This is a genomic window from Halosolutus halophilus (assembly GCF_022869805.1).
Lineage (GTDB): Archaea > Halobacteriota > Halobacteria > Halobacteriales > Natrialbaceae > Halosolutus > Halosolutus halophilus.
On record NZ_CP094974.1, the window covers coordinates 2646103 to 2667793 of the forward strand.

The 21691-nt window shown below is 66.4% G+C and carries 25 protein-coding genes; 15 read left to right on the forward strand and 10 right to left on the reverse strand.

Annotated features, from left to right (window positions below; all coding sequences use genetic code 11):
- Nucleotides 1-64: 64 nt before the first annotated feature.
- From MUG98_RS12910 to MUG98_RS12925, 4 genes are all read right to left on the reverse strand, one after another.
- Nucleotides 65-1252 (reverse strand): thiolase family protein, encoded by a 1188-nt coding sequence (locus MUG98_RS12910; RefSeq protein ID WP_265107856.1) that lies wholly within the window; start codon nt 1250-1252, stop codon nt 65-67.
- Between the two features lie 126 nt (nt 1253-1378).
- On the reverse strand, nt 1379-1720 hold the full coding sequence (locus MUG98_RS12915) for a (2Fe-2S) ferredoxin domain-containing protein (protein ID WP_265107857.1): 342 nt from the start codon (nt 1718-1720) through the stop codon (nt 1379-1381).
- Nucleotides 1717-2466 carry a CbtA family protein gene (locus tag MUG98_RS12920; protein WP_265107858.1) on the reverse strand — a complete coding sequence of 250 codons (750 nt, stop codon included), beginning with the start codon at nt 2464-2466 and terminating at the stop codon, nt 1717-1719. The genes MUG98_RS12915 and MUG98_RS12920 overlap by 4 nt, the downstream gene beginning before the upstream one ends.
- Nucleotides 2466-2654, reverse strand: coding sequence for a CbtB domain-containing protein (locus MUG98_RS12925; RefSeq protein WP_265107859.1), 189 nt, complete (start codon nt 2652-2654; stop codon nt 2466-2468). Before MUG98_RS12925 ends, MUG98_RS12920 begins: the two co-directional genes overlap by 1 nt.
- A 251-nt stretch (nt 2655-2905) precedes the next feature.
- On the opposite strand from MUG98_RS12925, the gene MUG98_RS12930 reads away from it, so the two are divergent.
- From MUG98_RS12930 to MUG98_RS12970, 9 genes are read left to right on the forward strand one after another with little or no spacing between them, the layout of a single operon-like run.
- Nucleotides 2906-3940: a monovalent cation/H+ antiporter subunit E gene (locus MUG98_RS12930; RefSeq protein ID WP_265107860.1), complete on the forward strand. Its 1035-nt coding sequence runs from the start codon at nt 2906-2908 to the stop codon at nt 3938-3940.
- Nucleotides 3937-4218 carry a cation:proton antiporter gene (locus tag MUG98_RS12935; protein WP_265107861.1) on the forward strand — a complete coding sequence of 94 codons (282 nt, stop codon included), beginning with the start codon at nt 3937-3939 and terminating at the stop codon, nt 4216-4218. Before MUG98_RS12930 ends, MUG98_RS12935 begins: the two co-directional genes overlap by 4 nt.
- A complete protein-coding gene (gene mnhG, locus MUG98_RS12940) occupies nt 4215-4574 on the forward strand; it encodes a monovalent cation/H(+) antiporter subunit G (RefSeq protein WP_265107862.1) in 360 nt (119 codons plus the stop codon). Before MUG98_RS12935 ends, mnhG begins: the two co-directional genes overlap by 4 nt.
- Entirely contained in the window at nt 4571-5110 is a 540-nt protein-coding gene (locus tag MUG98_RS12945; protein WP_265107863.1) for a DUF4040 domain-containing protein, read from the forward strand. Before mnhG ends, MUG98_RS12945 begins: the two co-directional genes overlap by 4 nt.
- Nucleotides 5111-5638 carry an MnhB domain-containing protein gene (locus MUG98_RS12950; RefSeq protein WP_265107864.1) on the forward strand — a complete coding sequence of 176 codons (528 nt, stop codon included), beginning with the start codon at nt 5111-5113 and terminating at the stop codon, nt 5636-5638.
- On the forward strand, nt 5631-6002 hold the full coding sequence (locus tag MUG98_RS12955; RefSeq protein WP_265107865.1) for a cation:proton antiporter subunit C: 372 nt from the start codon (nt 5631-5633) through the stop codon (nt 6000-6002). Before MUG98_RS12950 ends, MUG98_RS12955 begins: the two co-directional genes overlap by 8 nt.
- Nucleotides 5995-7596: a proton-conducting transporter transmembrane domain-containing protein gene (locus MUG98_RS12960; protein WP_265107866.1), complete on the forward strand. Its 1602-nt coding sequence runs from the start codon at nt 5995-5997 to the stop codon at nt 7594-7596. The genes MUG98_RS12955 and MUG98_RS12960 overlap by 8 nt, the downstream gene beginning before the upstream one ends.
- Nucleotides 7596-9518 (forward strand): proton-conducting transporter transmembrane domain-containing protein, encoded by a 1923-nt coding sequence (locus MUG98_RS12965; RefSeq protein ID WP_265107867.1) that lies wholly within the window; start codon nt 7596-7598, stop codon nt 9516-9518. Before MUG98_RS12960 ends, MUG98_RS12965 begins: the two co-directional genes overlap by 1 nt.
- On the forward strand, nt 9518-11353 hold the full coding sequence (locus tag MUG98_RS12970; protein WP_265107868.1) for a Na(+)/H(+) antiporter subunit D: 1836 nt from the start codon (nt 9518-9520) through the stop codon (nt 11351-11353). The genes MUG98_RS12965 and MUG98_RS12970 overlap by 1 nt, the downstream gene beginning before the upstream one ends.
- Before the next feature lie 20 nt (nt 11354-11373).
- Here the strand turns inward: MUG98_RS12970 and MUG98_RS12975 are convergent, their stop codons facing one another.
- The 3 genes from MUG98_RS12975 to MUG98_RS12985 all read right to left on the reverse strand — a co-directional run bounded on the left by MUG98_RS12975 (nt 11374) and on the right by MUG98_RS12985 (nt 12974).
- Complete coding sequence (locus MUG98_RS12975) at nt 11374-11514, reverse strand: hypothetical protein (protein WP_265107869.1); 141 nt, start codon at nt 11512-11514, stop codon at nt 11374-11376.
- Nucleotides 11515-11706: 192 nt separating this feature from the next.
- On the reverse strand, nt 11707-12822 hold the full coding sequence (locus tag MUG98_RS12980; RefSeq protein ID WP_265107870.1) for a tyrosine-type recombinase/integrase: 1116 nt from the start codon (nt 12820-12822) through the stop codon (nt 11707-11709).
- Nucleotides 12819-12974, reverse strand: coding sequence for a hypothetical protein (locus MUG98_RS12985; protein WP_265107871.1), 156 nt, complete (start codon nt 12972-12974; stop codon nt 12819-12821). Before MUG98_RS12985 ends, MUG98_RS12980 begins: the two co-directional genes overlap by 4 nt.
- Nucleotides 12975-13581: 607 nt before the next feature.
- On the opposite strand from MUG98_RS12985, the gene MUG98_RS12990 reads away from it, so the two are divergent.
- From MUG98_RS12990 to MUG98_RS13000, 3 genes are all read left to right on the forward strand, one after another.
- A complete protein-coding gene (locus MUG98_RS12990) occupies nt 13582-13929 on the forward strand; it encodes an ArsR/SmtB family transcription factor (protein ID WP_265107872.1) in 348 nt (115 codons plus the stop codon).
- Nucleotides 13926-14237 carry a DUF7521 family protein gene (locus tag MUG98_RS12995; RefSeq protein ID WP_265107873.1) on the forward strand — a complete coding sequence of 104 codons (312 nt, stop codon included), beginning with the start codon at nt 13926-13928 and terminating at the stop codon, nt 14235-14237. Before MUG98_RS12990 ends, MUG98_RS12995 begins: the two co-directional genes overlap by 4 nt.
- A gap of 754 nt (nt 14238-14991) precedes the next feature.
- Nucleotides 14992-15957 (forward strand): glycosyltransferase, encoded by a 966-nt coding sequence (locus MUG98_RS13000; protein WP_265107874.1) that lies wholly within the window; start codon nt 14992-14994, stop codon nt 15955-15957.
- A gap of 16 nt (nt 15958-15973) precedes the next feature.
- On the opposite strand, the gene tuf is transcribed toward MUG98_RS13000, so the two are convergent.
- Both tuf and MUG98_RS13010 read right to left on the reverse strand, forming a co-directional pair.
- Nucleotides 15974-17239, reverse strand: a complete 1266-nt coding sequence (tuf, locus tag MUG98_RS13005; protein ID WP_265107875.1) for a translation elongation factor EF-1 subunit alpha — start codon at nt 17237-17239, stop codon at nt 15974-15976.
- Between the two features lie 155 nt (nt 17240-17394).
- A complete protein-coding gene (locus tag MUG98_RS13010) occupies nt 17395-18360 on the reverse strand; it encodes an NADPH:quinone reductase (RefSeq protein ID WP_265107876.1) in 966 nt (321 codons plus the stop codon).
- A gap of 132 nt (nt 18361-18492) precedes the next feature.
- Between MUG98_RS13010 and MUG98_RS13015 the strand changes: the two genes are divergently transcribed.
- The 3 genes from MUG98_RS13015 (at nt 18493) to MUG98_RS13025 (ending at nt 19932) form a co-directional block, all read left to right on the forward strand.
- On the forward strand, nt 18493-18873 hold the full coding sequence (locus MUG98_RS13015) for a VOC family protein (RefSeq protein ID WP_265107877.1): 381 nt from the start codon (nt 18493-18495) through the stop codon (nt 18871-18873).
- An 88-nt stretch (nt 18874-18961) separates the two neighbouring features.
- Nucleotides 18962-19345, forward strand: a complete 384-nt coding sequence (locus tag MUG98_RS13020; protein WP_265107878.1) for a universal stress protein — start codon at nt 18962-18964, stop codon at nt 19343-19345.
- 134 nt (nt 19346-19479) lie between these two features.
- Nucleotides 19480-19932, forward strand: coding sequence for a hypothetical protein (locus MUG98_RS13025; RefSeq protein ID WP_265107879.1), 453 nt, complete (start codon nt 19480-19482; stop codon nt 19930-19932).
- A 64-nt stretch (nt 19933-19996) separates the two neighbouring features.
- On the opposite strand, the gene MUG98_RS13030 is transcribed toward MUG98_RS13025, so the two are convergent.
- Nucleotides 19997-21511 (reverse strand): MATE family efflux transporter, encoded by a 1515-nt coding sequence (locus tag MUG98_RS13030; protein WP_265107880.1) that lies wholly within the window; start codon nt 21509-21511, stop codon nt 19997-19999.
- Between the last annotated feature and the right edge of the window lie 180 nt (nt 21512-21691).

Genomic DNA, 21691 nt, shown 5'->3' on the forward strand with positions numbered 1-21691 from the left:
GATCGGAACGGCCGATAGGTAAACCTCTCGGAACGATGCATCGGGTCGCTTCCGAAACGGCCCGTCAGGCCGCTTCGAACAGCGCCATGATCGCCCCGCCACCGCCGACGCTCATGCCGACCAGTCCGCGGTCCACGTCTTCGTCGTCACGGAACTGGTACGCGAGGCTGGCCGCGAGCATCCCTCCCGAAGCCCCGATCGGATGGCCGAACGCGACCGCGCCGCCGCAGGGATTCATCGCTTCGCGGGGAATACCGAGTCGGTCCATGACGTACACCGACTGGGCGGCGAAGGCCTCGTTGATCCAGTAGGCGTCGATATCCCCGGCTTCCAGCCCGTTCCGATCGAGCAGTCGCTCGACGACGTCGCCGACGGCCTCGTTGAACTCGTCGGGGTCGCGGTAGACGAGATCGTAGTCGACGAGTCGCGCCATCGGTTCGAGGTCCCGATCGGCCGCCGTCTCGGCGTCGGCCAGCAGTACCGTGCCCGCGCCGTCGCTGAGTTTCGAGGCGTTGCCGGGCGTGATGGTGCCGTCCTCGCGGAACGCCGCCGGTAGATCTGACAGGTCCGACAGCGTCGAATCGGGTCGTGGCCCCTCGTCCGTCGTGACCGTCCCACCGTTCGTCTCCACCGGGACGATCTCGTCGTCGAACTCGCCCGCGTCGATCGCCGCGGCCGCCCGCCGGTGGCTCTCGAGCGCGTACTCGTCCTGGGCTCGGCGGGAGATCCCCTCCCGATCGACCAGTCGCTCGGTAATCTCGCCCATGTGGACGTCGAGATTGACGTCCCACAGCGAGTCGAGAATCATCGAGTCCTTGACCTCGATATCGCCGTGGCGGCGACCCTTGCGGTAGTCGGGCAGGATCCACGGCGCGTTCGTCATCGACTCGAATCCGCCCGCGATCGCGAGGTCGGCCCGGTCGGCCGCGATTCGATCGGCGGCGAGCGTGATGGCGCGCAACCCCGATCCCGAGGCCTCGTTGACCGTCGTAACTTGCGTCTCGTTCGGGAGGGACGACTCGACGACGGCCTGCCGGGCCGGGACCTGGCCGATCCCGGCCTGGATGGCGTTCCCGAGGCCCACCCAGTCGACGGCCTCGCCCGCGACGGGAACGCGATCGAGCAACCCGTCGAGGGCGATCCGCCCCAGTTCGACGGCCTCGACGTCGGCGAGCGAGCCGAGCAGCGTTCCGTGTGGCGTTCGTGCTCCGTCGACGAGTACGACGTCGGTCTCGGAATCGTGGTCTGGCATACCGATAGCTGACGTAACAGGTACGAAAGAAAGTTGCCGTCCCGGGACGACCGGTCGGGTCGATCGTCCGTCGCCGACGGGTTACGTACGCGTTCCAACGGGAACTCACGCGTTCCGACTGGCCGCTCACGCGTCCGCGGCCCGCCGATGGATCGACTCGGCGTCGGGACCGAACTCCCGTTCGAGCAGATCGGGGACGTCGGCGGGCGTGACGTCGCTGTACCACTCGTCGCGCGGCTGAATCGCGATCGCCGTCCCGTCCTCGCTACAGAGGCCGAGACACGCGGTCGTCGTCACGGCGATCGGCGACCAGAACGCGTTCCGATCGCGGAGCCACGATTCGACGGCGGCCACGACGTCGTCCGCGCCGGCGTCCGCACAGCAGGCGTACGCCGAGTCGCGATCGGTCGTGCAGACGAGGACCTGCGCGCCGATCCGATCGCGTTGCTGGTCAGTGCGGCGGTTCATGGTGTCGTCGGGTTGCCGTCGAACGCCGCCGCGTCGTCGGTCGTCGCCACGCCATCGTGGAGCCACGCGAAACTGCTCGCCACGAGTACCCAGAGAGCGGCCTGACTCAGGACCGTCAAGCCCTGGAACGCCGTCACCAGGTCGGCCGGTAGCGCGGTCGTCGTGATCGTCGGCGTCACGAGCGGAACGACGGCGACCGTCACGACGACGGGAAGTATCGCGACGACGGTTCCGAAGCGCCAGTCGCCCGTTCGCGCCGTCGCGCGCTCGTACCCGAGGATCGACGCCGTCGCCACGATCGCACCGAGAGCCATCAGCCCGGCGTAGATCGCGATGCGTGCGTCCGTCCCGAGTGACTGCTCCGCGCCCGGCGTCGCCGGCGGGAGCACCAGCCACGGGGTAACCGAAACGGTCAGGAACCCGGCTCCTGCGAGGACGAACGCCTTGACGGCTGTGCCGCCGGGCAGCGCCGGCTCGAGGACGTAAAACGCGAGCGCGAACAGCCCGCCGAGGAGGATCCCCCAGAGGACGCCGCTTCCGACGCTCACGATGGCCGCGGTCGTCTCGCTGATGGCGTGTGCCGCCTCCCTGGCACCGTGTGCGTGTTCGTGACCGTGCCCGGCCCCGTGGTCCAGCCCCTCCATGTACTCGACGAGTGGATTGGCCACCGCGGCGAGGTAGCCGCCGTAGCACGCGCCGGCGATCGTTCCCGCGAGGACGCCCCGCTGGAGGTAGTCGACGAGCATCAGTGACAGGTGATCCCGGCCCCGTGCCGGAAGTTGTGCATCGCGTCGTGGGCGATCGCTTCCTGAAGGAACAGCAGCGTGAACCCGATCGCAGCCGCGAAGAGGAGGATCGTCGCCAGCTGAATCGGCGTGAGATCGCCACGAGCGGTGTCGATTCGGTCGCGAACGGGTTCCGTGGTTGCCGTCATAAACTCAGTTTTCAGTACTGAAACTCAGATTGTAAAACTTACGATCCCGAGATCGAGGTATCGCCACTCGCCGCCCTTTCGTCGGCTGATGCGGGTGAACGGACCCGCACCGTCGGTACCGATCTGAAAAACTCCGCCGGAATCACGGGATGACTGGCGAATAACGAAATCGTTTTCCTACGGCTACCGCTTGGTCCGACTAACGACTGGAGTCATGAGTACCCAACGACGGTCACCACGAGGGGACCTCCATGGCGGCTGAACGCGTGCTCGTCCCGCTGTCGGACACGGTGACCGTCCGGCAAACGATCGGCTACGCCGTCCGGGACGCCCTCGAGTCGGCCGACTCGCTCGAGTGTCACCTCGTCGTCGCGCTGCCCTACGACGCCGACGTGCCCGAGAGCGACAAGCAACGCGAGGGCGCCGAGCAGTTGCTCTCGCGGGCGCGAAACTGGGTCGAAGAGGACGCCGGCGACACCGACGTGACGATCGAGACTGCGGCGATCGGTGCCGACGAGTACCTCTTTGGACCCCGTGATTACGCCGAGATATTCGACGCCTACGTCGACGATCACGGCATCGACCGAATCGTCCTCGATCCGGAGTACCAGCCCGGCGTCACCGCACAGATGCTCCAGCCGCTCGAGCGCGAACTGGAGCGTCTCGGGTTGGCATACGACGAGGCACCGGTCGAGCGGCCGGCCCGTCACGGGCGCCTCGTCGGGGCCGGTGAGGGCTTCGACCGACTGTTCGCCATGTTCTGGATCTCCTACGGATTCTACCTCATCCTCGGGGATCCGACCTACTGGTTCGATCTCGTCACCGGCGTGGCGGTCGCCGGAATCGTCGCCCTCTCGCTCGCGCGGGTGACGTTTTCGGTGCCGCTCGATCGCGTCCGGTCCCCGCTCCGGACCCTCCGGTTCGTCGTCTACATCCCGTATCTGCTCTGGGAGATCGTCAAGGCCAATATCGCGGTCTCGATCGTGATCCTCCGACCGTCGATGCCGATCGAGCCGACGCTGACGCGGGTCAACGCTCGCGTCAGGAGCGGCCTGCCGCTGCTCGCACTCGCGAACAGCATCACGCTCACGCCGGGGACGCTGACGGTCCGGGCCAACGACCAGCAACTGCTCGTCCACACGCTGATTCCGTCGGCCCGCGAAGACCTCTTCGACGGCGGACTGGAGCGTGCGATTCGGTTCGTCTTCTACGGCCGAGAGTCGGCCAGGATCCCCTCCCCGCGCGAACGCGACGACGCGGAGATCGTCGGAGGTGACGAACTGTGACGCCGGTTCCGCTCTCCGACGTCTTTCTCGCAGCCGCGACGCTGTTCGTCGTCCTCGCGATCGCGATGTTCTATCGCGCCGTCGCGGGACCGACGACGCAGGATCGGCTGCTGGCAGTGAACGTTCTGGGAACGAATACGGTCGTGATCCTCGCCCTGCTGGCGGCGGCACTCGACCAGGCGTGGTTCCTCGACGTGGCGCTGATCTACGCCCTGCTGAACTTCCTGATGTCGATCGCTATCTCGAAGTTCACCGTCGAGCGGGGTGGTGTGCTGTGATCGAGACGATCCGGTTCTGGGCCGTCGTCGGCCTCCTCGGACTCGGCGTGCTCTTCACGCTCGTCTCGACGGTGGGCGTTATCCGCCTCCCGGACATCTACGCGCGGGCCCACACCGCGTCCCAGACGGACACGCTCGGGGCGGGCTTCGCGCTCGCAGGCGTCGCGGTAGCGTTCGGCTGGCAGCAAGCGACGGTATACACCGTCCTCTTGCTGTTCTTCGTGTTCATCACGAACCCCACAGCGGCACACGCGATCGCCAGATCCGCGGCGGAAACGGGCGTGGAACCCCTGCTCGCCGACGAGACAGACGACGAGGCCGACGTGACGATCGACTCCGGAGGTGAGTCGCGATGAGCGCGCTCGCGTACACGCTCGTCGTCTTTATCCTCGCGACCGCGGTCGCCACGGCGCTGTTCCGGGACGTGCTGTCGGCGATCATCGTCTTCGGTGCGTACAGCCTCGGGATGGCGATCCTCTATACGTTCCTGCTCGCTCCCGACGTAGCGATGACCGAGGCCGCGATCGGTGCCGGCGTCACCACGCTCCTGCTGTTGCTGACGATCGCTCGGACGGCGCGACCCTCGACCGATCAACTCAGAGAGCGGATTCACGTCCCGGCAGTCGTCGCCGTCGGCGCGTTCGTGGTTCTCCTGTCTACCGCGGTCCTGCCCGAGATGTACGCGGTCGGACTCACGGAGACGCCCGTCTGGTCGAACCCCGACGTGACACAACACTACATTCAGGAGACGTACCACGAGACGGGCGTTCAGAACGCAGTCACGTCCGTGCTTGCTGCCTACCGTGGGTTCGACACGTTCGGCGAGGCGGTCGTCGTCTTCGCCGCCGGCATCTCGACGCTGCTCGTGTTGAACCGCGAGGTGTTCGCCTAAATGCCCGAATCGTTCGACGATACCTACACCGAGAGTCAGGTGATCATGACCGCCGTGAAGATCATCGCACCGTTTACGCTCACCTACGGGTTGTTCATGACCTTCCACGGGGGCGACGCCCCCGGTGGCGGGTTCCAGGGTGGCACCATCGTCGGCGTCACGGTCCTCATGCTCGCTTTCGCCTTCGGGATCGAACCGACCCGACAGTGGCTTCGGAATTCGTTCCTCGTCGGACTCGTCACCGGCGGCGTCGTCGTCTTCGGCGCGATCGGCCTCGCGATGATCGCCTTCGGCGGGAACTTTCTCGAGTTCTATCAGCTCAAGGAGGTTTTCCAGATCAAACCGAAGTGGGGACTCGAGGCCGTCGAGATCGGCGGCATCTCGCTGATCGTCTCGGGGGTCATCATCACCCTCTTTTTCGCGATGGCAGCAGGGTTTACGCCCGAACGCCGAGGCGGGACCGGCGGAACCAGCGGCGCAGGCGAGGACCGGAGACCTGTGGACACGGAGGTGAGCGACGATGATTGAGTTGCTCGCAAGCCGCTACACCTACGCCCTGCTGTTCGTCCTGCTGGGTGTCGGACTCTACATGATGATCGCCAACGAGAACCTCGTGAAGAAGCTGATCGGCGTGAACCTCTTCCAGACGGCGATCTTCCTGTTTTTCATCTCGATGGCCTACGTCGAGGGCGGCGCGGCACCGATCGTCCCTCACGAAGAGAACCCCGGAGAGGTCCTGGTCGCGAGCCCGCTGCCCCAGGTCATCGTGCTGACCGCTATCGTCGTCGGGATCGCGCTGACGGCGGTCGGACTGGCGCTGATCATCCGCATCTACTCGGAGTACGGAACGCTCCGCGAGGATACCCTCAGGGAGGTGCGTTCCGATGAGTAACGTCGACCTGCTCCTCCCGCTGTTGATCGTCGTGCCGATCCTCGCGGCGACGCTCCCGATCGCGCTCGGCCTGCGGTACGACTGGACCGGGTGGCCCGTCGCCGCGATCACGACGACCGGGCTGTTCGCCGCTGCCGTCGCCCTCGCGAGCGTCGTCTACACCGACGGGCAGGTGATTCACACGCTCGGCGGCTATCCCCGGGCGTACGGGATCGAACTCGTCGCGGACGAGTTCTCGACGCCGATCGCCCTGCTCGTGACGGGCGTCGCCGCCGGCGTCCTCGCGTACACGCGTCGCGGCGGCCCGCGCGGGAACACCTTCTACACCGCCTACCTGCTGCTCACCGGCGGGTTGCTCGGCATCTCGCTGACCGGCGACGTGTTCAACCTCTTCGTCTTCCTCGAGATCACGAGTCTCGCGACCTACGCGCTGGTCGCCAGCGGCGACGGCCCCGAGTCGGCGGTCGCCGCCCTGAAGTACCTGATCCTGGGGACCGTCGCCGCGTCGATGTACCTGATCGGCGTCGCTTTCGTGTTCATGGCGACGGGGACGCTCAACATGGTCGAACTCGCGTCGGCGATTCCGGCGGCGGAACGGCCCGTCCTGATCCGGGCCGGCTTCGCGTTCATCGTCGTCGGCTTCGCCGTCAAGGTCGCTCAGTGGCCGCTGCACACCTGGCAGCCCAGCGCCTACCAGCAGGCTCCCGACGGCGTGACGCCGCTGATCGCGGCGCTCGTCTCGACGGCCTCCGCGTACGCGTTCGGACGGCTGATCGTCACCGTCTTCGAAGTCGAGTACCTCGCCGCGATGCCGAACGCGGCTCCGATCGTCCTCACCGTCGGCTGCGTGAGCGTCCTCGCGGGCACGGCACTCGCCGTGATCCAGACCGAGGTCAAACGGATGCTCGCCTACTCGTCGGTCTCACAGTTCGGGCTGGTCATCGCCGCCTACGGAGTCGTCATCGCCGGCAACTCCGAAACGGCACTGATCGGAGCCGCGATCCACCTGGTCGGTCACGGACTGCTGAAAGCCGGGCTCTTTCTCGGGGCCGCGCTCGTCACGGCGAGCTACGGCGCTCGCACCGTCGACGAGTACACCGGACTCGCCAAGGAGCGACCGATCGCCGCCGGCGCGATGGCCGTCCTCCTGCTCTCGCTCGTCGGCGTCCCACCGGGCGTCGGCTTCGTCGGCAAGTGGTACATCGCCCTCGGTGCGGTCGAATCGCAGATCTGGCCGGTCGCCGCCGTGATCTTCCTCAGCACCATGCTCACCCTCGCCTACGCGGCCCGCCTGCTCGAGAAGATGTACTTCACGCCGCCTACCGCGGTCGAACGACCCCACGCGGCGGAGCCGGTGGCGACGGACGGCGGCGACGCCGGTACTGACGACTCCGACACCACCGACTCCGGGTTCGACGACGAGGGGCCCGCCGCCGCTGCCATCCGCGACGGCGGCAGAGCCACCCCCGACGCCGTTTCGGCCGGCATGATCGCGATCGTCGTCGTCGCCGCGCTCGGTGCCGTCGCGCTCGGCTTCGCGGGCGGGACGTTCGCCGAGTTGCTCGAGCCGTTCCTCACCGAGGTGATCAACTGATGGTTGCAGATATCCGTCCGCTGGCTGCCGTGTTGGTCTCGGCGGTGGCGATCGTCCTGATCGTCGCCTCGCATCGCCGTCCGAACCTCCGCGAGGGCTGGTCCGTCCTGGCCGCCCTCGCGAAGTTCGGAATCATCGCCAGCATGCTCCCCGCCGTCATGGACGGCACCGTCTACACGTGGAGTCTCGCGGACTCGACGGGGATCCAGTTCCTCGACGGGATCGACTTCGCCCTGCGTGCCGATCCGCTGGGGATCTTCTTCGCACTCCTCGCGAGTTTCCTCTGGATCTTCACGGCCTTCTACGCGACGGGGTACATGCGCGGGCTCGACGAGCACTCCCAGACACGCTTCTTCGCCTCGTTCGCGGCCAGCCTCTCGACCGCCGTCGGGATCGCGTTCGCGGCGAACCTGGTGACGATCTTCGTCTTCTACGAACTGCTGTCGCTGGTCACCTACCCGCTGGTCGCCCACAACGAGGACGACGAGGCCCGCATCGCCGGGCGAAAGTACCTCACGTACACGTTCTTCGGCGGCGGGGTCTTTCTGCTCGCCGGCACCGCCATGATCTACTGGCTCACGAGTCTGGTCGACCAGGGCCCGACGCTCGCCTTCGAGGCGGGCGGGATGGAGGCCCTCGCCGCGGCCGCGGGGGCCGAACCGGGGTACGCGCAGGCGGCCTTCTTCCTGCTGATCGCCGGCTTCGGCGTCAAGGCCGCGCTGATGCCGATCCACTCCTGGCTCGCCGACGCGATGGTCGCGCCGACCCCCGTCTCCGGGCTGCTCCACGCGGTGGCGGTCGTCAAGTCCGGTGCCTTCGGCATCGCTCGCGTCATCCTCGACGTCTACGGCCCCGGGTTGATCCACGACCTGCCGCTGGACGTGCCCGGTATCGGTGAGGTCGGGCTGAACATCCCGGTCGCTCTCGTCGCCGCGTTCACGCTGACCGCGGCGAGCATCATCGCGCTCCGCAAGGACCACCTCAAACGGCGGCTCGCGTACTCGACGACGGCACAGCTCTCCTACATCGTGCTCGGGCTCTCGCTGTTACACCCGTACGCGGTCGTCGGCGCGCTGTTTCACATCCCCGCGCACGCGTTCGCGAAACTCACTCTGTTCTTCTGTGCCGGCGCGATCCACGTCGAGACCCACACCGACTACATCAGCGAGATGGCCGGCATCGGGAAGCGGATGCCGCTGACGATGACCGCGTTTACCGTCGGTGCGGCCGGCATGGCCGGCCTGCCGCCGATCGCCGGCTTCGTCAGTAAGTTCTACATGCTGATCGGGGCCGGTGACGTCGGCGGCAGCTACTGGCTGTTCGCCGGTGCACTCCTGCTCTCGGCCGTGCTCAACATCGGCTACTTCTGGCCGGTCGTCTACACCGCGTTCTTCGAGAGCGAGGACCGGCACAACGCCAAACCGTTCCTCGAGTTCCCGCTGGGCGGCGTGCTCCAGTCCTACGGCGCGGGTGAGCCGGACGACGAACACGTCGCCGCGGACGGCGGTGAAACGAACCGCTCCGAAACGTCCGACGCGGAGCAACCGTCGGACGAGACCGAAGCGCCCGACGAGGAGTACGAGTACGCCGTCGACGAGTACCCCAGCGATGCCGAGATCCCCGACCGATCCGAGGGCGAGCGGGTCAGCAGCGTCGACCACCACGGCGACCACGACGACCACCTCACCGGCGGCCCGCCCGCCGAGGGCTGGCAACGCCGCTCGCCGTTCGCCGAGAGTACGTGGCTCATGCTCGCACCGATCGCCGTCATCGCCGCGGGTGCGATCGTCCTGGGGATCGGTCCCGACTACGCGGTCTTCCTCGAGTTGGCGATCCGGATCGTCGAGGCCGTCTTCGGCATGCCGTTCGAGGAACTGACTGACGTTCCGTTCGACGAACTCCTGACGGAGGTGAACGACTGATGGCGATCGAATTCCTGTCGCTCGCCTACCCGCCGCTGCTGGTCTTCGCGGCGGCGCTGCTCGTGCTCGCGTTGCCGCGAATCGCCGGCTTCGCGGTCGGCGCGCTCAGCCTCGCGGCCGTACTCGCCATCTCGCTGGTCGCGCCGGAGGGCCAGCACCTGGCCGGTACCTTCCTCGGGTTCGAGGTCGTCCCGTTCTACGTCGACGACTTCTCCCGGATGGTCGGCCTCGGGCTCGGATTCCTCGGGATCTGTAGCGTCATCTACGCCTACTCGAGCGAGGCCAGCGAGACGCTGGTCGCGTTCGCGCTCGTCTACGTCGCCTCGTCGATCGGGGCGGCATTCGCGGGCGACTGGCTCGTCCTCCTGTTCATGTGGGAGCTGATGGCCGTGACCAGCACGCTGGTGGTCTGGCACTACGGCGGCGAGGCGGTTCGAGCGGGCTTCCGGTACGCCATCTTCCACGGGACCGGCGGCGTGCTCGTGATGATGGCAGTCGCCGTCCACTACGTCCAGACCGGGACGTTCGTCTACACCGAGGCCGGCATCGCCGACGGGATCCCGGCGCTGCTTGCGGTGCTCGGGATGGGCGTCAACGTCGCCTTCATCGGTTTTCACACCTGGCTGCCCGACACCTACCCCCGACCGCACATCGCGGCGTCGGTGTTCCTCTCGGTCTACACGACCAAGACGAGCGCGTTCGTCCTCTACCGGGCGTTCCCCGTCGGCGGCGAGAGCGACCTCTCGATCTACGTCGCGTACATGGGCGGCCTGATGGCCGTCTACGGCGCGACGTTCGCGCTGCTGCAACACGACATGCGGGCGCTGCTGTCCTACCACATCCAGGCCCAGCTCGGCTACATCGTGGCCGGAATCGGAATCGGATCCAATCTCGCAGTCGCCGGCGCGATGAGCCACCTGTTCAACAACGTGCTCTTCAAGAGCCTGCTGTTCATGGCCGTCGGCGTCGTCATCTACCGCACCGGCGAGGAGGACCTCTACAGGCTCGGCGGTCTCTGGCGCGAGATGCCGCTAACCGCGATCGGGTTCGGACTCGGTGCGCTCTCGATCACCGCGATTCCCGGGTTCAACGGCTACGTCAGCAAGGGGATGATCTTCGACGCCGCCGACCCGCACTACTACGGACAGCCCGAATATCAGGCGCTGTACTGGCTGCTCTGGCTCGGCGCGATCGGCACGCTGCTCTCGTTCATCAAGCTCGGCTACTACGTCTTCTTCCACGGCGAGAGCGACGTCGAGGTCGCCGACGCAAAGCCCGGCCAGATCGTCGCGATGCTCGGGCTGGGCGGCGCCTGTCTCCTCTTTGGCGTCTGGTGGCAGGGACTGGCCAACCTCGCGCCGACGATTCACGGGAGCGATTTCGCCTTCACGTATTCCGGCGGCGAGGGCCACCTCCATCCCTACAGTCCGTCCCACCTCGAGACGGCCGGGATCCTGACGGGGGTCGCTGCCCTCACGTTCGTCGTCGTCCGAAAACCGCTCTCGAAGCTCGATCTGGGCGATCCGGCGATGGTCGTCTACCCCGCGACGTACTCCGTCAGCCGCTGGACGATGCTGGCCGTTACCGAAACTTTCGCCGCCGTCGACGCCGCCGTCGTCGGCGCGGTCACGCGTTGCTACTGGGTCGGGAACAATCCCGTCCTCGCCGTCGACGCGGCCGCGGGCCGGCTCCCCGACTGGATGGTCGACGTCGACGAACGCCAGCCGACCGACGGGGGCCGGCCGTCGACGATCCACCTCCGAGCGGGGATCGGAACGACCGTCTTCCTGCTGACGATCATCGTGACGGTCATCCTGTGGTTGCTCGTCGTCTGACGGGCACCGATCCGGCCGCCTCACGCGACGAGAACGATATCGGCGTGCCGACACTCGGGACAGACCCGCCTGGCGCCCACGGCGTCGTCGTCTTCGACGATCATCCAGTTGAGTTCGTTCGCGGTCCCGTGCCAGTGGCAGTGTTCACACTCGGCGTTCATAGACGGAGCTACGTCACGTGGGACCATACTCCTTTTTCAGGGACACTGGACGGTTTCGGACCCGATCGGGCCGGTACGCGCCTCGTGGTGAAGGCGGAACGGCCGTCGTCTCGAAGACGGAACGTCGGAAGGTGACAGGCGAGCGCTCGATGGACCGCAGATGCGCAGATGCCCTCGGCTCGCTCGACGAACTCAGTCGGTCGACTCGTCCTCTTTACTCACGTCGTCGAACACCGACGGCCGGTCCTCGGGAACGGCGATCGATTGCTCGTCGACGGACGCACGAAGTGCCGGTTTCGACGAGGTCGCCTCCCGGCGGAACCGATCGTCGCCCGAATCGACACGGACGCCGCGGGGCGTCAGGTAATCGCCCTCGACGTCGATATCGACCTCCTGACAGAGCCGTTTGAGGACCGATCGTGCGCCTTCCGTCGTGATCGCGGGCGGGGCGATCGATCGCTCCCGCGCGAGCTCCTGGGCCGTCGACTCCGAGAGCAGGGCATCGATCTCCGCGTCGTCGTGACCGCGCTCGGCGAGGGTCTCCCGGACGCGACGCGCGATCGACGGGGCGTGGCGCGTCGGGAACAGCGGCCAGTCGTTCGCGGGCGGATCGAGGACGATCCGGTACTTGCGCAGCGGCGTCCGTGCCGGCGCGGGGAGCGGCACGTCTTCGAGTCGCTGGGACTTCCCCAGCACCCGGATCGTCCCGGTGTAGAAGTCGACGTCGTCCCACGTCGCACCCGTCCGGCGGTCGTCCTCGGGCACCCGAAACAGTTCCGAGCCACGCACACCCGAGTGGGCGAGCACCGCGACCATCGCGTACTCGCGCAGTCGAGACCGGCGTTCCTCGGAGTCCTCGCTCGACGTCTCGAGTGCGCGGTCGCGGACGTACCGTTCCAGGGCGCGCCGCTGGTCGGCCGTCCAGCTCTCTCGCTCCGATCGATCGTCCCCCGACGGGAGCGCCGATTCGGCGTGTGCCGTCGCGGCTGGATTCTCCCCTACGATCCCGCCGCGGACACACCACGAGAGAAAGGCCCGGACGACCGCGTAGTAGGTGCCGGCGGTCGAGGCCGTGTACTGACCCTTCGACGTCCGCTCGTTCAGTTCGGCCGCGTAGGCGCGCATGTGTGCGGTCTCGAGTTCGAACAGCGTCGTGACGCCGTACTCACCCTCGAGCCACTCCGCCCAGCGTCGGAGGATCGACTCGGCGTTGGTCGCGTACGTTCCCGCACCCGACCCGTCCGGATCGCCCACCGCTTTCCGCTGGAGGTACGCGTCGATCGCGTCCACGACGGCGACGTTGCTCACGGCTCGATCACCTCGCCGTCCCCGGTTCTGGTTTCGGCTCCGGCTCCGGTTCGCGGCACCGCTCCCGGCGGGTGGCGATCGATCACCCACGGTCCGTCCGGACTGCCGACGGGAGGGAATCGCGGATCGGCGGGATCGACGCCGGGAGCCATCTGTTCGTACGCTACGGTTCCACGACCCTAAAACTGTGTTTTTCCGCAGCGACGGGATGCTCGCCCGCCGGACCGATCCGAGGGAAGTTCCCCGCCAACGTCGTACGTCCATCGATAGCTGGTACTGGCGGCGGAGCCGAGACACCCACCAGGCATCGAACACCCGACCACGCCAGCCCCGCCCGCCAGTTTGAGCATCGTTCGTCGCTTCGCGCCTATTATTGCCGAGGGTGGACGTGAATACGTCCCACGAGACTATCAGTCTCAAAATAGATCGTCCCGACCGGAGATGGTCCACTTTCGGCGCATCCGTCGCCGCGGAACGCGACGTGTACCACGTTCTTCGCGACGGGGATCCCCACGGCGAACTGCCACCCGCTGCCTGCTAGATCGCTCTCGTCTCGAAAACTGCGACGAGGCGGAGTGGCGAGACGCACGGCGGAAGCGACTCGCGCACGAAATCGAGATCGAACCCAACCGCGAGTGAACCGTCGATCGATCGGTAAACTGGGCCGCATCCGCAGCTATCGATCCGCAGTACGGCGGATTCTCTCGACCAGAAAAACCGGGATGCTTTTCATAGTTATTCCGGAACCATCCGGTAGCAGTGAGTGAGGAGACTGATCTGTCGACGGTGCTCGCCGTTCTCGACGACGATTACGCCCGACAGATCCTCACCGAAACGAGCGTCGAACCCATGTCCGCTAGCACATTGAGTGAACGGTGTGACGCCTCCCTGCCGACGATCTATCGTCGTCTTGACCGTCTCGAGGAGTGTCAACTCGTGAACGAAGAGACGGAACTCGCTCCGGATGGCAACCACTACAGCATCTACAGTGCGAACCTCGATCGACTGGAACTGTCGCTCGATGACGGTTCGTTCGAACTCGAACTGACCTACCAGGACGAGGACGTCGCGGACAAGTTCACGCGGATGTGGGAGGGGATGCGATGAACGGGAACGTCGTCCGCATCGACGAGGCGTCGGTGTTCGAACTCCTCACCATCGGGACGCTCTTCCTCGTCGCGATCATGGGGACGCTCATCGCGTACCAGGCGTACCGCGGGTACCGACGCAACGACGCACGGTCGATGCTCTATCTCGCCATCGGACTGCTGTTGCTCACCCTGTGTCCGTTCGTGATCAACGTCACGATCAACACGCTCGCCAGTCCGGACCAGGTCGTCACGGTGTTCTTCGAGAACGTCAGTCGGCTGTTCGGACTGGCTGCGATCATGTATTCGCTGTACGGGCAGCATTAGCGACCCGACGCGAACGAGCGACGACTGCGAAGAATCGAAGGCGATCGACGAAACCCAACGACGGGAACCGACTGGAGGGCCGAAGCAGCGATGGAAGAAGGATGTGCGTGACGGAGGATGTGGGGTCACGGGAGGGTCCCGCACACGCGTCGTCGAACACTCGACGCAGTCGGCGATCGAGTGAGGGGGAAGCGTCGGGTGGGCTTCGGATTCTGTCGTTCCCCACGAGAACCGTGTCGCGGTTACCTCTTCAACCCGCCAGCGCGTTTTCTGATCCAGAAAACGCGACGGAAGAACAGAACACCCGTCCGCGAGCGCGACGATCGGTGGAAATCCGCGATGACCGGCCCGGACGAGTGTCCCGGCCGAAGCCGGTTACGGGTTCGTTCGGCGGACGACGGCGGTCGCGATCCGCTCGCGAACGGACCGCTCCGTCGTGACCTCGGATCGGACTCGATTCGCTGTTGTCCGGCACGCGGATTAGGTTCGGACCTCGTTTGATGAGATCATTGACAATTTTGGATCCGATTGATCCACACCCCCCGTGAGAAGGACGTTCCTGTTCGCGAGTTTGGGGCCATTTACCGCCGGTAGTACGGGATCTAGGTTCGTATTGTAATGCGAACGGTACAGGGCCGACGATGCTGTTCAGTCTGCCTACGGTCCGTCCGCGGACGTGAGTGTCGTCGCGACCGAGAGGAAAGCAGATCATTAACAATGCGCGTACCCGTTAGAGGGTGGGAAACGCCGATCGATGGATGTGCTCGCCCTTACGACGTACGACGACGCCCCGTTCATGGATCAACAGATCACCGCGCTCGAGCGACGTGGCGTGTCGTTCGAGCGACTCACCGTTCCGGGTCAGGTCTCGGCGAGCGAATCCCGGAGCCCGAGTGACTATCTCCGATACTTTCCCCAGGTGATCCGGGAAGCCCGCAACGGATACGACCTCCTCCACGCACACTACGGACTGACGGCACCGATGGCGCTCGCACAGCGTCGGCTCCCGGTCGTGCTCACCCTGTGGGGAACCGACCTCAACGGCCCTGCGGGACCGCTCACGCGAGTGTGTGCGCCGCGCTGTGACGAGGTAGTCGTCATGACCGACGGGATGAAACGGACCCTCGGATCGGACTGTACCGTGATCCCCTTCGGGATCGACCTCGACCTGTTCCGGCCGCGAGACCGCGAACGAGCGCGAGCGCGCGTCGGCTGGGCAGCCGACGAACACCACGTCCTGTTTCCCTACTCCCCGGAACGGACCGTCAAGAACTATCCCCGTGCGAAACAGATCGTCGCGGCCGTCGACCACCACGTGGATCGACCGGTCAACCTGCAGGTCGTTCACGGCGTCGATCACGAGACCGTCCCGACGTACATGAACGCCGCCGATGCACTGTTGCTCACCTCTGACAGCGAGGGGTCCCCGACCTCGGTCAAAGAGGCCCTCGCGTGTAACCTCCCAGTGGTCTCGCTGGACGTGGGCGACGTGAGACAGCGACTCGCGGGCGTCGAACCGTCGCGGGTCGCGACGTCCGACGGCGAACTCGTCCGCAGTCTCGTCGAGGTCCTCGAGCGTGGCGACCGATCGAACGGCCGCGCCGCCGCAGAAAAGGTGAGTCAGTCGGTGACGATCGATCGGCTGCTCGACGTCTACGAGCGAGCAGTCGGCCACGAAATCGACGTCGAACGGCCGGAACCGGCCGTTCGGCGACGATGACGTCGCCCGGCCGCCGCTACTTCTCGTTGACGTCGAGGACCTTGCCGGCGGCGACGGTCTGGCCCATGTCGCGGATGGCGAAGCTCCCGAGTTCGGGAATCTCGTCCGACGGTTCGATGCTGAGGGGTTTCTGCGGGCGAACGGTGACGACGGCAGCGTCGCCGGACTGGATGAAGTCCGGCTCTTCTTCGTCGACCTCGCCGCTGGCCGGATCCATCTTCCGATCGAGGGACTCGATCGTGCCGGCGACCTGGGCCGTGTGGGCGTGGAAGACCGGCGTGTAGCCGACCGTGATGACCGAGGGATGTTGCATGACGACGATCTGGGCCTGGAACGTCTCCGCGACGCTCGGAGGATCGTCCGCGGGGCCGCAGACGTCTCCGCGGCGGATGTCGTCCTTGCCGATGCCGCGGACGTTGAACCCGACGTTGTCACCGGGTCCCGCGAGGTCGATCTCCTCGTGGTGCATCTCGATCGTCTTGACCTCGCCGCCCACGTCGGACGGCTGGAAGACGACGTCGTCGCCGGTTCGCATCTGGCCCGTCTCGACCCGTCCGACCGGAACCGTCCCGATCCCGGAGATCGTGTAGACGTCCTGGATCGGGAGGCGCAGCGAGGCGTCGGTCGGTGGCTCCGTCTCCGGCAGGTCGTTCAGGGCGTCGAGGATCGTCGGCCCGTCGTACCACGGCGTGTTGTCGGAGTGGTCGGCGACGTTGTCGCCCTCGAACGCCGAGATCGGGATGAAACTCGCGTCTTCGGTGTCGAAACGGACCTGATCGAGGAGTTCCTTGACCTCCGCTACGACCTCGCGATAGCGGTTCTCCTCGTAGTCGACGATGTCCATCTTGTTGACGCCGACGATCAGTTCGTTGATGCCGAGCGTCCGCGCCAGGAAGACGTGTTCTTGCGTCTGGGGTGCGACGCCGTCGTCGGCGGCGACGACGAGGACGGCGTTGTCCGCCTGCGACGCCCCCGTAATCATGTTCTTCACGAAGTCGCGGTGGCCGGGCGTGTCGACGACCGTGAAGTAGTACGTGTCCGTCTCGAACTCCTGGTGGGCGATGTCGATCGTCAGGCCGCGCTCGCGCTCTTCGGCGAGGTTGTCCATCACGTAGGCGAACTCGAAGCCGCCCTTGCCCTTCTCCTCGGCTTCCTGGCGGTGCTGTTCGATGATGTGCTCCGGGACACCCCCGGTCTCGAATAGGAGGCGTCCCACCAGCGTGCTCTTCCCGTGGTCTACGTGGCCGATGATGGCCAGGTTCTGGTGGGGTTTGTCTGTCATAGCTCTCCACTGAAATCTACGCGTCGATCCCCCAAAACTCTTGGTAACAGTTAGCACGCGACTAACACGCTGCCAACGGGCGAAATCGATACTTGCGATTCGACCGACACCGACTCCGCCGGTCGATACCGACGACGCAGTTCGATCGAACCCGGCTACGGTTCGACGACGAGTTTCCCGAAGACGCTGTCCTCGATCACGGCTCGCTGTGCCTCGCCCGCATCGGCGAGATCGTACGTGTCCGCGACCTCGATCGAGAGCGCGTCCGTCTCCATGAGGTGGGCCACGCCCCGCAGCGGCACGCGGAGATCCGGCGTGTTGAACATGCTCATGAACTGGTAGGAGACGTCCTTCGATCGGGCGGCGCCGTCGTTCGTGAACCCCGGGTCCGGCGAGTTTTCGCCGATACCGACGACCCGGGCACCGGTCGCGGCCACGTCGGCGTCGAACTGGAGGTAGTCGTCGAGTCGATGATCGAGCACGACGTCGACCCCGCCGTCGGAATCCTCGAGGACGGCCTCCGCGAGATCGTTCCGATCGTAGTCGAGCACGGTCGCCGCGCCGTACTCCTTCAGGGCCTCGTGGTAGTCGGGGGAGGCGGTGGTGAGGACCCGCGCGCTCACCGCGGCGCCGATCTGGACTGCGGCGTGACCGACGCCGCCGGAACCGCCGTGAACCAGACAGTACTCGGCCGGATCGAGGTTCGCGTGATCGATCAGCGCCCGCCAGGCGGTAACGGCGACGACGCCGGCCGCCCCCGCTTCCGTGAGGTCGACGTCATCGGGGAGGTGGACCACGCGATCGGTCGGGACGGTCGCGTACTCGGCGTAGCTACCCTGGAAGGAGCCGTTGCCGATCCCGGTCCCGAAGACGCGATCGCCGGCCGCGAACGCCTCGATTCCGTCACCGACGTCGGCCACGGTCCCCGCGAAATCGACGCCGGGCGTAAACGGGACGTCGGCCGGATCGTACGATCCCTCCCGGAAGTAGGTGTCGACCGGGTTGACCCCCGCAGCACCGACTTCGACGAGAATCTCGTCCGCGCCGGGTTCGGGGCGTTCGACCTCGTCGACCTGTAACACGTCCGGACCGCCGTGCTCGTGAAGGCGTACGGCTTGCATGTCGAGTGGGTCCACGGACCGAACCGGCATAAGAATACAGATCGCGGGCGTTCACGACAGGGAACGAGTACGTTGGCGGCCCCACCCCGCCGCGACGGAACGTTTTAACCGGCCAGCGCTGAATCCAACCCCATGGATATCCACCACACCGCGATCGAGGTCTCGGATCTCGACGCGACGAGAGCGTTCTACGAGGACGGTCTCGGCCTCGCCTACAGTTACGACTTCCACACCGACGACGGCGTTCACAACTACTACGTGACCGGCGAGACCGCAGACACCGAGATCCAGTTCGTCCACGACCCGAACGACGACGCGCCGATCGACGCCGCGGGAATCGTCCACCTCGCGATCCTCGTCGACGACGCGGACGAGACCTTCGATCGGGTCCTCGATCGGACGGATTGCACGGTCGTGCGGGAACCGACGACGATCGAGGCGGCGAACGCCCGGGCGGCGTTCGTCGAGGACCCGGACGGCTACGAGGTCGAACTCTTCTCGCGGTTGGAGTAACGGCAGCGAGGCCCTGTATCGGAACCGCGGGCAGCCACTACCCGCCGTTCACCCACAGGTTCTTTTGGGTACTCGTCCTGCAGCCGATATGCGGTATCTCGCCGGAACCGACTCGGTGCACACGACGGCCGCGATCTGTGACTACCTCGACGATCGGGCGACGGCCGACGACGAGGTCGCGGTCGTCTCGATCGCTCCGCCGGACGATCCCGCCGCGGAACGGGACAGTCAGGAGGCGCTGAACGTCGCCCCCGTCCGCCTGACTGCGATCGGATCGGTCGAGACGCACCTCCGCGAGGGCGAACCGGCCGCCGAACTGCTCGCGGCCGCGGGCGAGAGCGACGCGGACGAGATCGTGATCGGCGCTCACGGTGGCAGTCCGAAGGCGACCGCCGACGTCGGATCGACGGCCCGGGCAGTCCTCGCGAACGCGGCCCGTCCCGTCGTCGTCGTGCCGGTTCCCGATCTGTAGTCGCCGGTCGATCGCCGGCAGACCGGATCGTCGGCGTGTCGAAACGCCGGCAGGTCGGATCCCCCGGACCGATCGAGACCGAAAATCCGGTCGGGTGGATAGATTTATGACGTCCGGGCGAACAGGCGAAGAAAATGGTCTCGCCCCACGACAGTTGGAAGGACGTCGAAGACGGCTATCGGCGGGGACGCGTCGGTGTATTCGTCGAACCGATTTCGGTCCAGGGAAGAGACGGACCGACACCTCCCGAAACGGATACCGACGAACCGGCCGCGACCGCGTACGCCGTGACGATGCGCCGTCCGATGGACAGCGTGTTCGAGACGGAAACCACGCTGGTGTCGTTCGAGGACGTCCGGACGGCGTGGGAGTACGCGAACCTGGTCACCCACTACGTCGCCGAATCCGCCGACCCGAACTTTGCGGAGTCTCAACTTCAGGGCCGCGTCGGACCGCCGGCCGAGCGCTGGACCCCGGACGGCCCCGTCTCCGACCTCACCGCGGCGGACGTGATGCGGAGACAGGTCGCTCACCACGCCAGCAAAATCGAGCACCTCGTGGGTAGGAAACCGACGGCGGCGGGGTGAACGGGCTGCTCCGTCTCCGCGCCCCGGAAAACCACCGGGACCCGGCTCCCGTCGGCGAACCCCGTCAGTCGTCGCTCGGCGTCGTCTCCGGCCGGTAGCCGCGACTGATGACCTTCCAGCGTCCGGTCGCGAAGCGGTAGTAGTTGATCACGGCCGGCGTCGCCGTCTCCGCGACGAAGGCGAGATAGAGGCCGGCGATCCCGAACGCCGGGATCGAGACGCCGGGAATCGACACCCCGAGGATCGGAATCGTCCCCGGCGACGGAATCGTCAGGCCGGCAGCGCCGAGATACGCGATCGGGATCGCGAGCCCGAACATCCCGAGTAACTGGCCGTAGAACGGCCAGCGAGTATCACCGCTGGCCTTGAGAGCGCCCGCAGCACCGGTGTAGATCCCCTGCAAGACCACCGCCACGCAGGCCGCGTGGATGAGCGAAACCGCGATCGGGACCGACAGGTCTGTCGGATCGTTCGTGAACGCGAGGACGATCGGCTCGGCGAAAACGGCGACGATCACGGCCGAGACGAGGTAGACGGCGACGGCGAACCGGACGATTTCTCCTCCGTACTGCTCGGCACGGCGTTCGTCGCCGGTCCCGAGTTCCTGCCCGACGAGGCTCGAGGCGGCCAGGCCGAACCCCCAGCCGGGCGTGTTCATCAGCCCCCAGATGCGCCGGGCGATGACGTAGGCCGCAACGGTGTCCGAACCGAAGATGTCGACGATCGCCAGCATCGGGAACTCGGCGACGGTCCAGACCAGTTTCGTCCCCATGACGGGAAGTCCGATGGTGGTCAAATCCCTGACCGTCTCGCTGTGGACGTAGCTGCCGAACGGGTCGATGCTGACCGGAAACGTTCCAACCCCCGGGAGCCGACCCGCGACGAGCCCGGTCGCGAACGTCGCGGTGACGACGACGTTCGAGAGGACCGTCCCCATCGCCGCCCCGGCGACGCCCATGTCGAAGCCGAAGATGAGCACCGCGTTGAGGACGATGTTGGCGACGGCACCACCCGCGCGGACCACCATCGGCGTCCACGCGTCGTCCATCCCGACGAAGGTGCGGCTTCCGATCAGGTTTAGTCCCGCGAACGGGATTCCGAAGCCGACGATCCGCAGATACGTCGCGCCGAGACCGACCGCCTCGGGATCGGAGCTGAGCAGCGAGATCAGTTCGGTCGGGTACGACCAGAAGACCGCGGTGAGCGGCACGGACAGGACGACGACGAGCAGCGCACTCGATCGAATCGCCTGGCCGAGCTGGTCGAACGCCTCCGCGCCGTAGCGCTGGGAGACGAGCGCAATCGTGCCGCCGGCGACGCCGCCGCCGACGGTGAATGCGAGACCCCAGAACGGGGAGGCGAAGCCGACACCCGCGATCGCGGCCGAACCGACGGCGATTCCGACCATCGCGACGTCGACCGCGTTCTTCGACATCCGCGCGAGCCCGGTGACGATGCGCGGCCACGCGAGATCGGCGGTGCGACGCGCTCGGTGGGGCTCGATAAGCCCGACTCTGGCGAGCGCGAGCCCGATCCAGAGGATGCACAGCCGGATCGGGTTCGGGGGGCGGCGGACCACGAGAATCGACTCTTGCTACCCAACTCCGACAAAAAGACCTTCCCGACGCGGCAGCACGGACCGGTTTCGAAACGAAATACCCGTCTCCGATCGGCCGGACGCGGTGCGCGGCGGAGCCGCGATACCGGGACTGGTCGGGTTCGGATCACCGACCGAGACACGGGTCCCCCGGCCACCGTG

Bases quoted from the DNA above. Each gene is read 5' to 3' on its own strand.
- MUG98_RS12965 (WP_265107867.1), top strand. From the start codon at position 7,596: ATGGTTGCAGATATCCGTCCGCTGGCTGCCGTGTTGGTCTCGGCGGTG.
- tuf (WP_265107875.1), bottom strand. From the start codon at position 17,239: ATGACAGACAAACCCCACCAGAACCTGGCCATCATCGGCCACGTAGAC.
- MUG98_RS12945 (WP_265107863.1), top strand. From the start codon at position 4,571: ATGAGCGCGCTCGCGTACACGCTCGTCGTCTTTATCCTCGCGACCGCG.
- MUG98_RS13015 (WP_265107877.1), top strand. From the start codon at position 18,493: ATGGATATCCACCACACCGCGATCGAGGTCTCGGATCTCGACGCGACG.
- MUG98_RS12925 (WP_265107859.1), bottom strand. From the start codon at position 2,654: ATGACGGCAACCACGGAACCCGTTCGCGACCGAATCGACACCGCTCGT.
- MUG98_RS13025 (WP_265107879.1), top strand. From the start codon at position 19,480: ATGGTCTCGCCCCACGACAGTTGGAAGGACGTCGAAGACGGCTATCGG.
- MUG98_RS12910 (WP_265107856.1), bottom strand. From the start codon at position 1,252: ATGCCAGACCACGATTCCGAGACCGACGTCGTACTCGTCGACGGAGCA.
- MUG98_RS12985 (WP_265107871.1), bottom strand. From the start codon at position 12,974: ATGGCTCCCGGCGTCGATCCCGCCGATCCGCGATTCCCTCCCGTCGGC.
- MUG98_RS12950 (WP_265107864.1), top strand. From the start codon at position 5,111: ATGCCCGAATCGTTCGACGATACCTACACCGAGAGTCAGGTGATCATG.
- MUG98_RS12960 (WP_265107866.1), top strand. From the start codon at position 5,995: ATGAGTAACGTCGACCTGCTCCTCCCGCTGTTGATCGTCGTGCCGATC.
- MUG98_RS12920 (WP_265107858.1), bottom strand. From the start codon at position 2,466: ATGCTCGTCGACTACCTCCAGCGGGGCGTCCTCGCGGGAACGATCGCC.
- MUG98_RS12975 (WP_265107869.1), bottom strand. From the start codon at position 11,514: ATGAACGCCGAGTGTGAACACTGCCACTGGCACGGGACCGCGAACGAA.
- MUG98_RS12995 (WP_265107873.1), top strand. From the start codon at position 13,926: ATGAACGGGAACGTCGTCCGCATCGACGAGGCGTCGGTGTTCGAACTC.
- MUG98_RS13010 (WP_265107876.1), bottom strand. From the start codon at position 18,360: ATGCAAGCCGTACGCCTTCACGAGCACGGCGGTCCGGACGTGTTACAG.
- MUG98_RS12915 (WP_265107857.1), bottom strand. From the start codon at position 1,720: ATGAACCGCCGCACTGACCAGCAACGCGATCGGATCGGCGCGCAGGTC.
- MUG98_RS12930 (WP_265107860.1), top strand. From the start codon at position 2,906: ATGGCGGCTGAACGCGTGCTCGTCCCGCTGTCGGACACGGTGACCGTC.
- MUG98_RS12955 (WP_265107865.1), top strand. From the start codon at position 5,631: ATGATTGAGTTGCTCGCAAGCCGCTACACCTACGCCCTGCTGTTCGTC.
- MUG98_RS12970 (WP_265107868.1), top strand. From the start codon at position 9,518: ATGGCGATCGAATTCCTGTCGCTCGCCTACCCGCCGCTGCTGGTCTTC.
- MUG98_RS13000 (WP_265107874.1), top strand. From the start codon at position 14,992: ATGGATGTGCTCGCCCTTACGACGTACGACGACGCCCCGTTCATGGAT.
- MUG98_RS13020 (WP_265107878.1), top strand. From the start codon at position 18,962: ATGCGGTATCTCGCCGGAACCGACTCGGTGCACACGACGGCCGCGATC.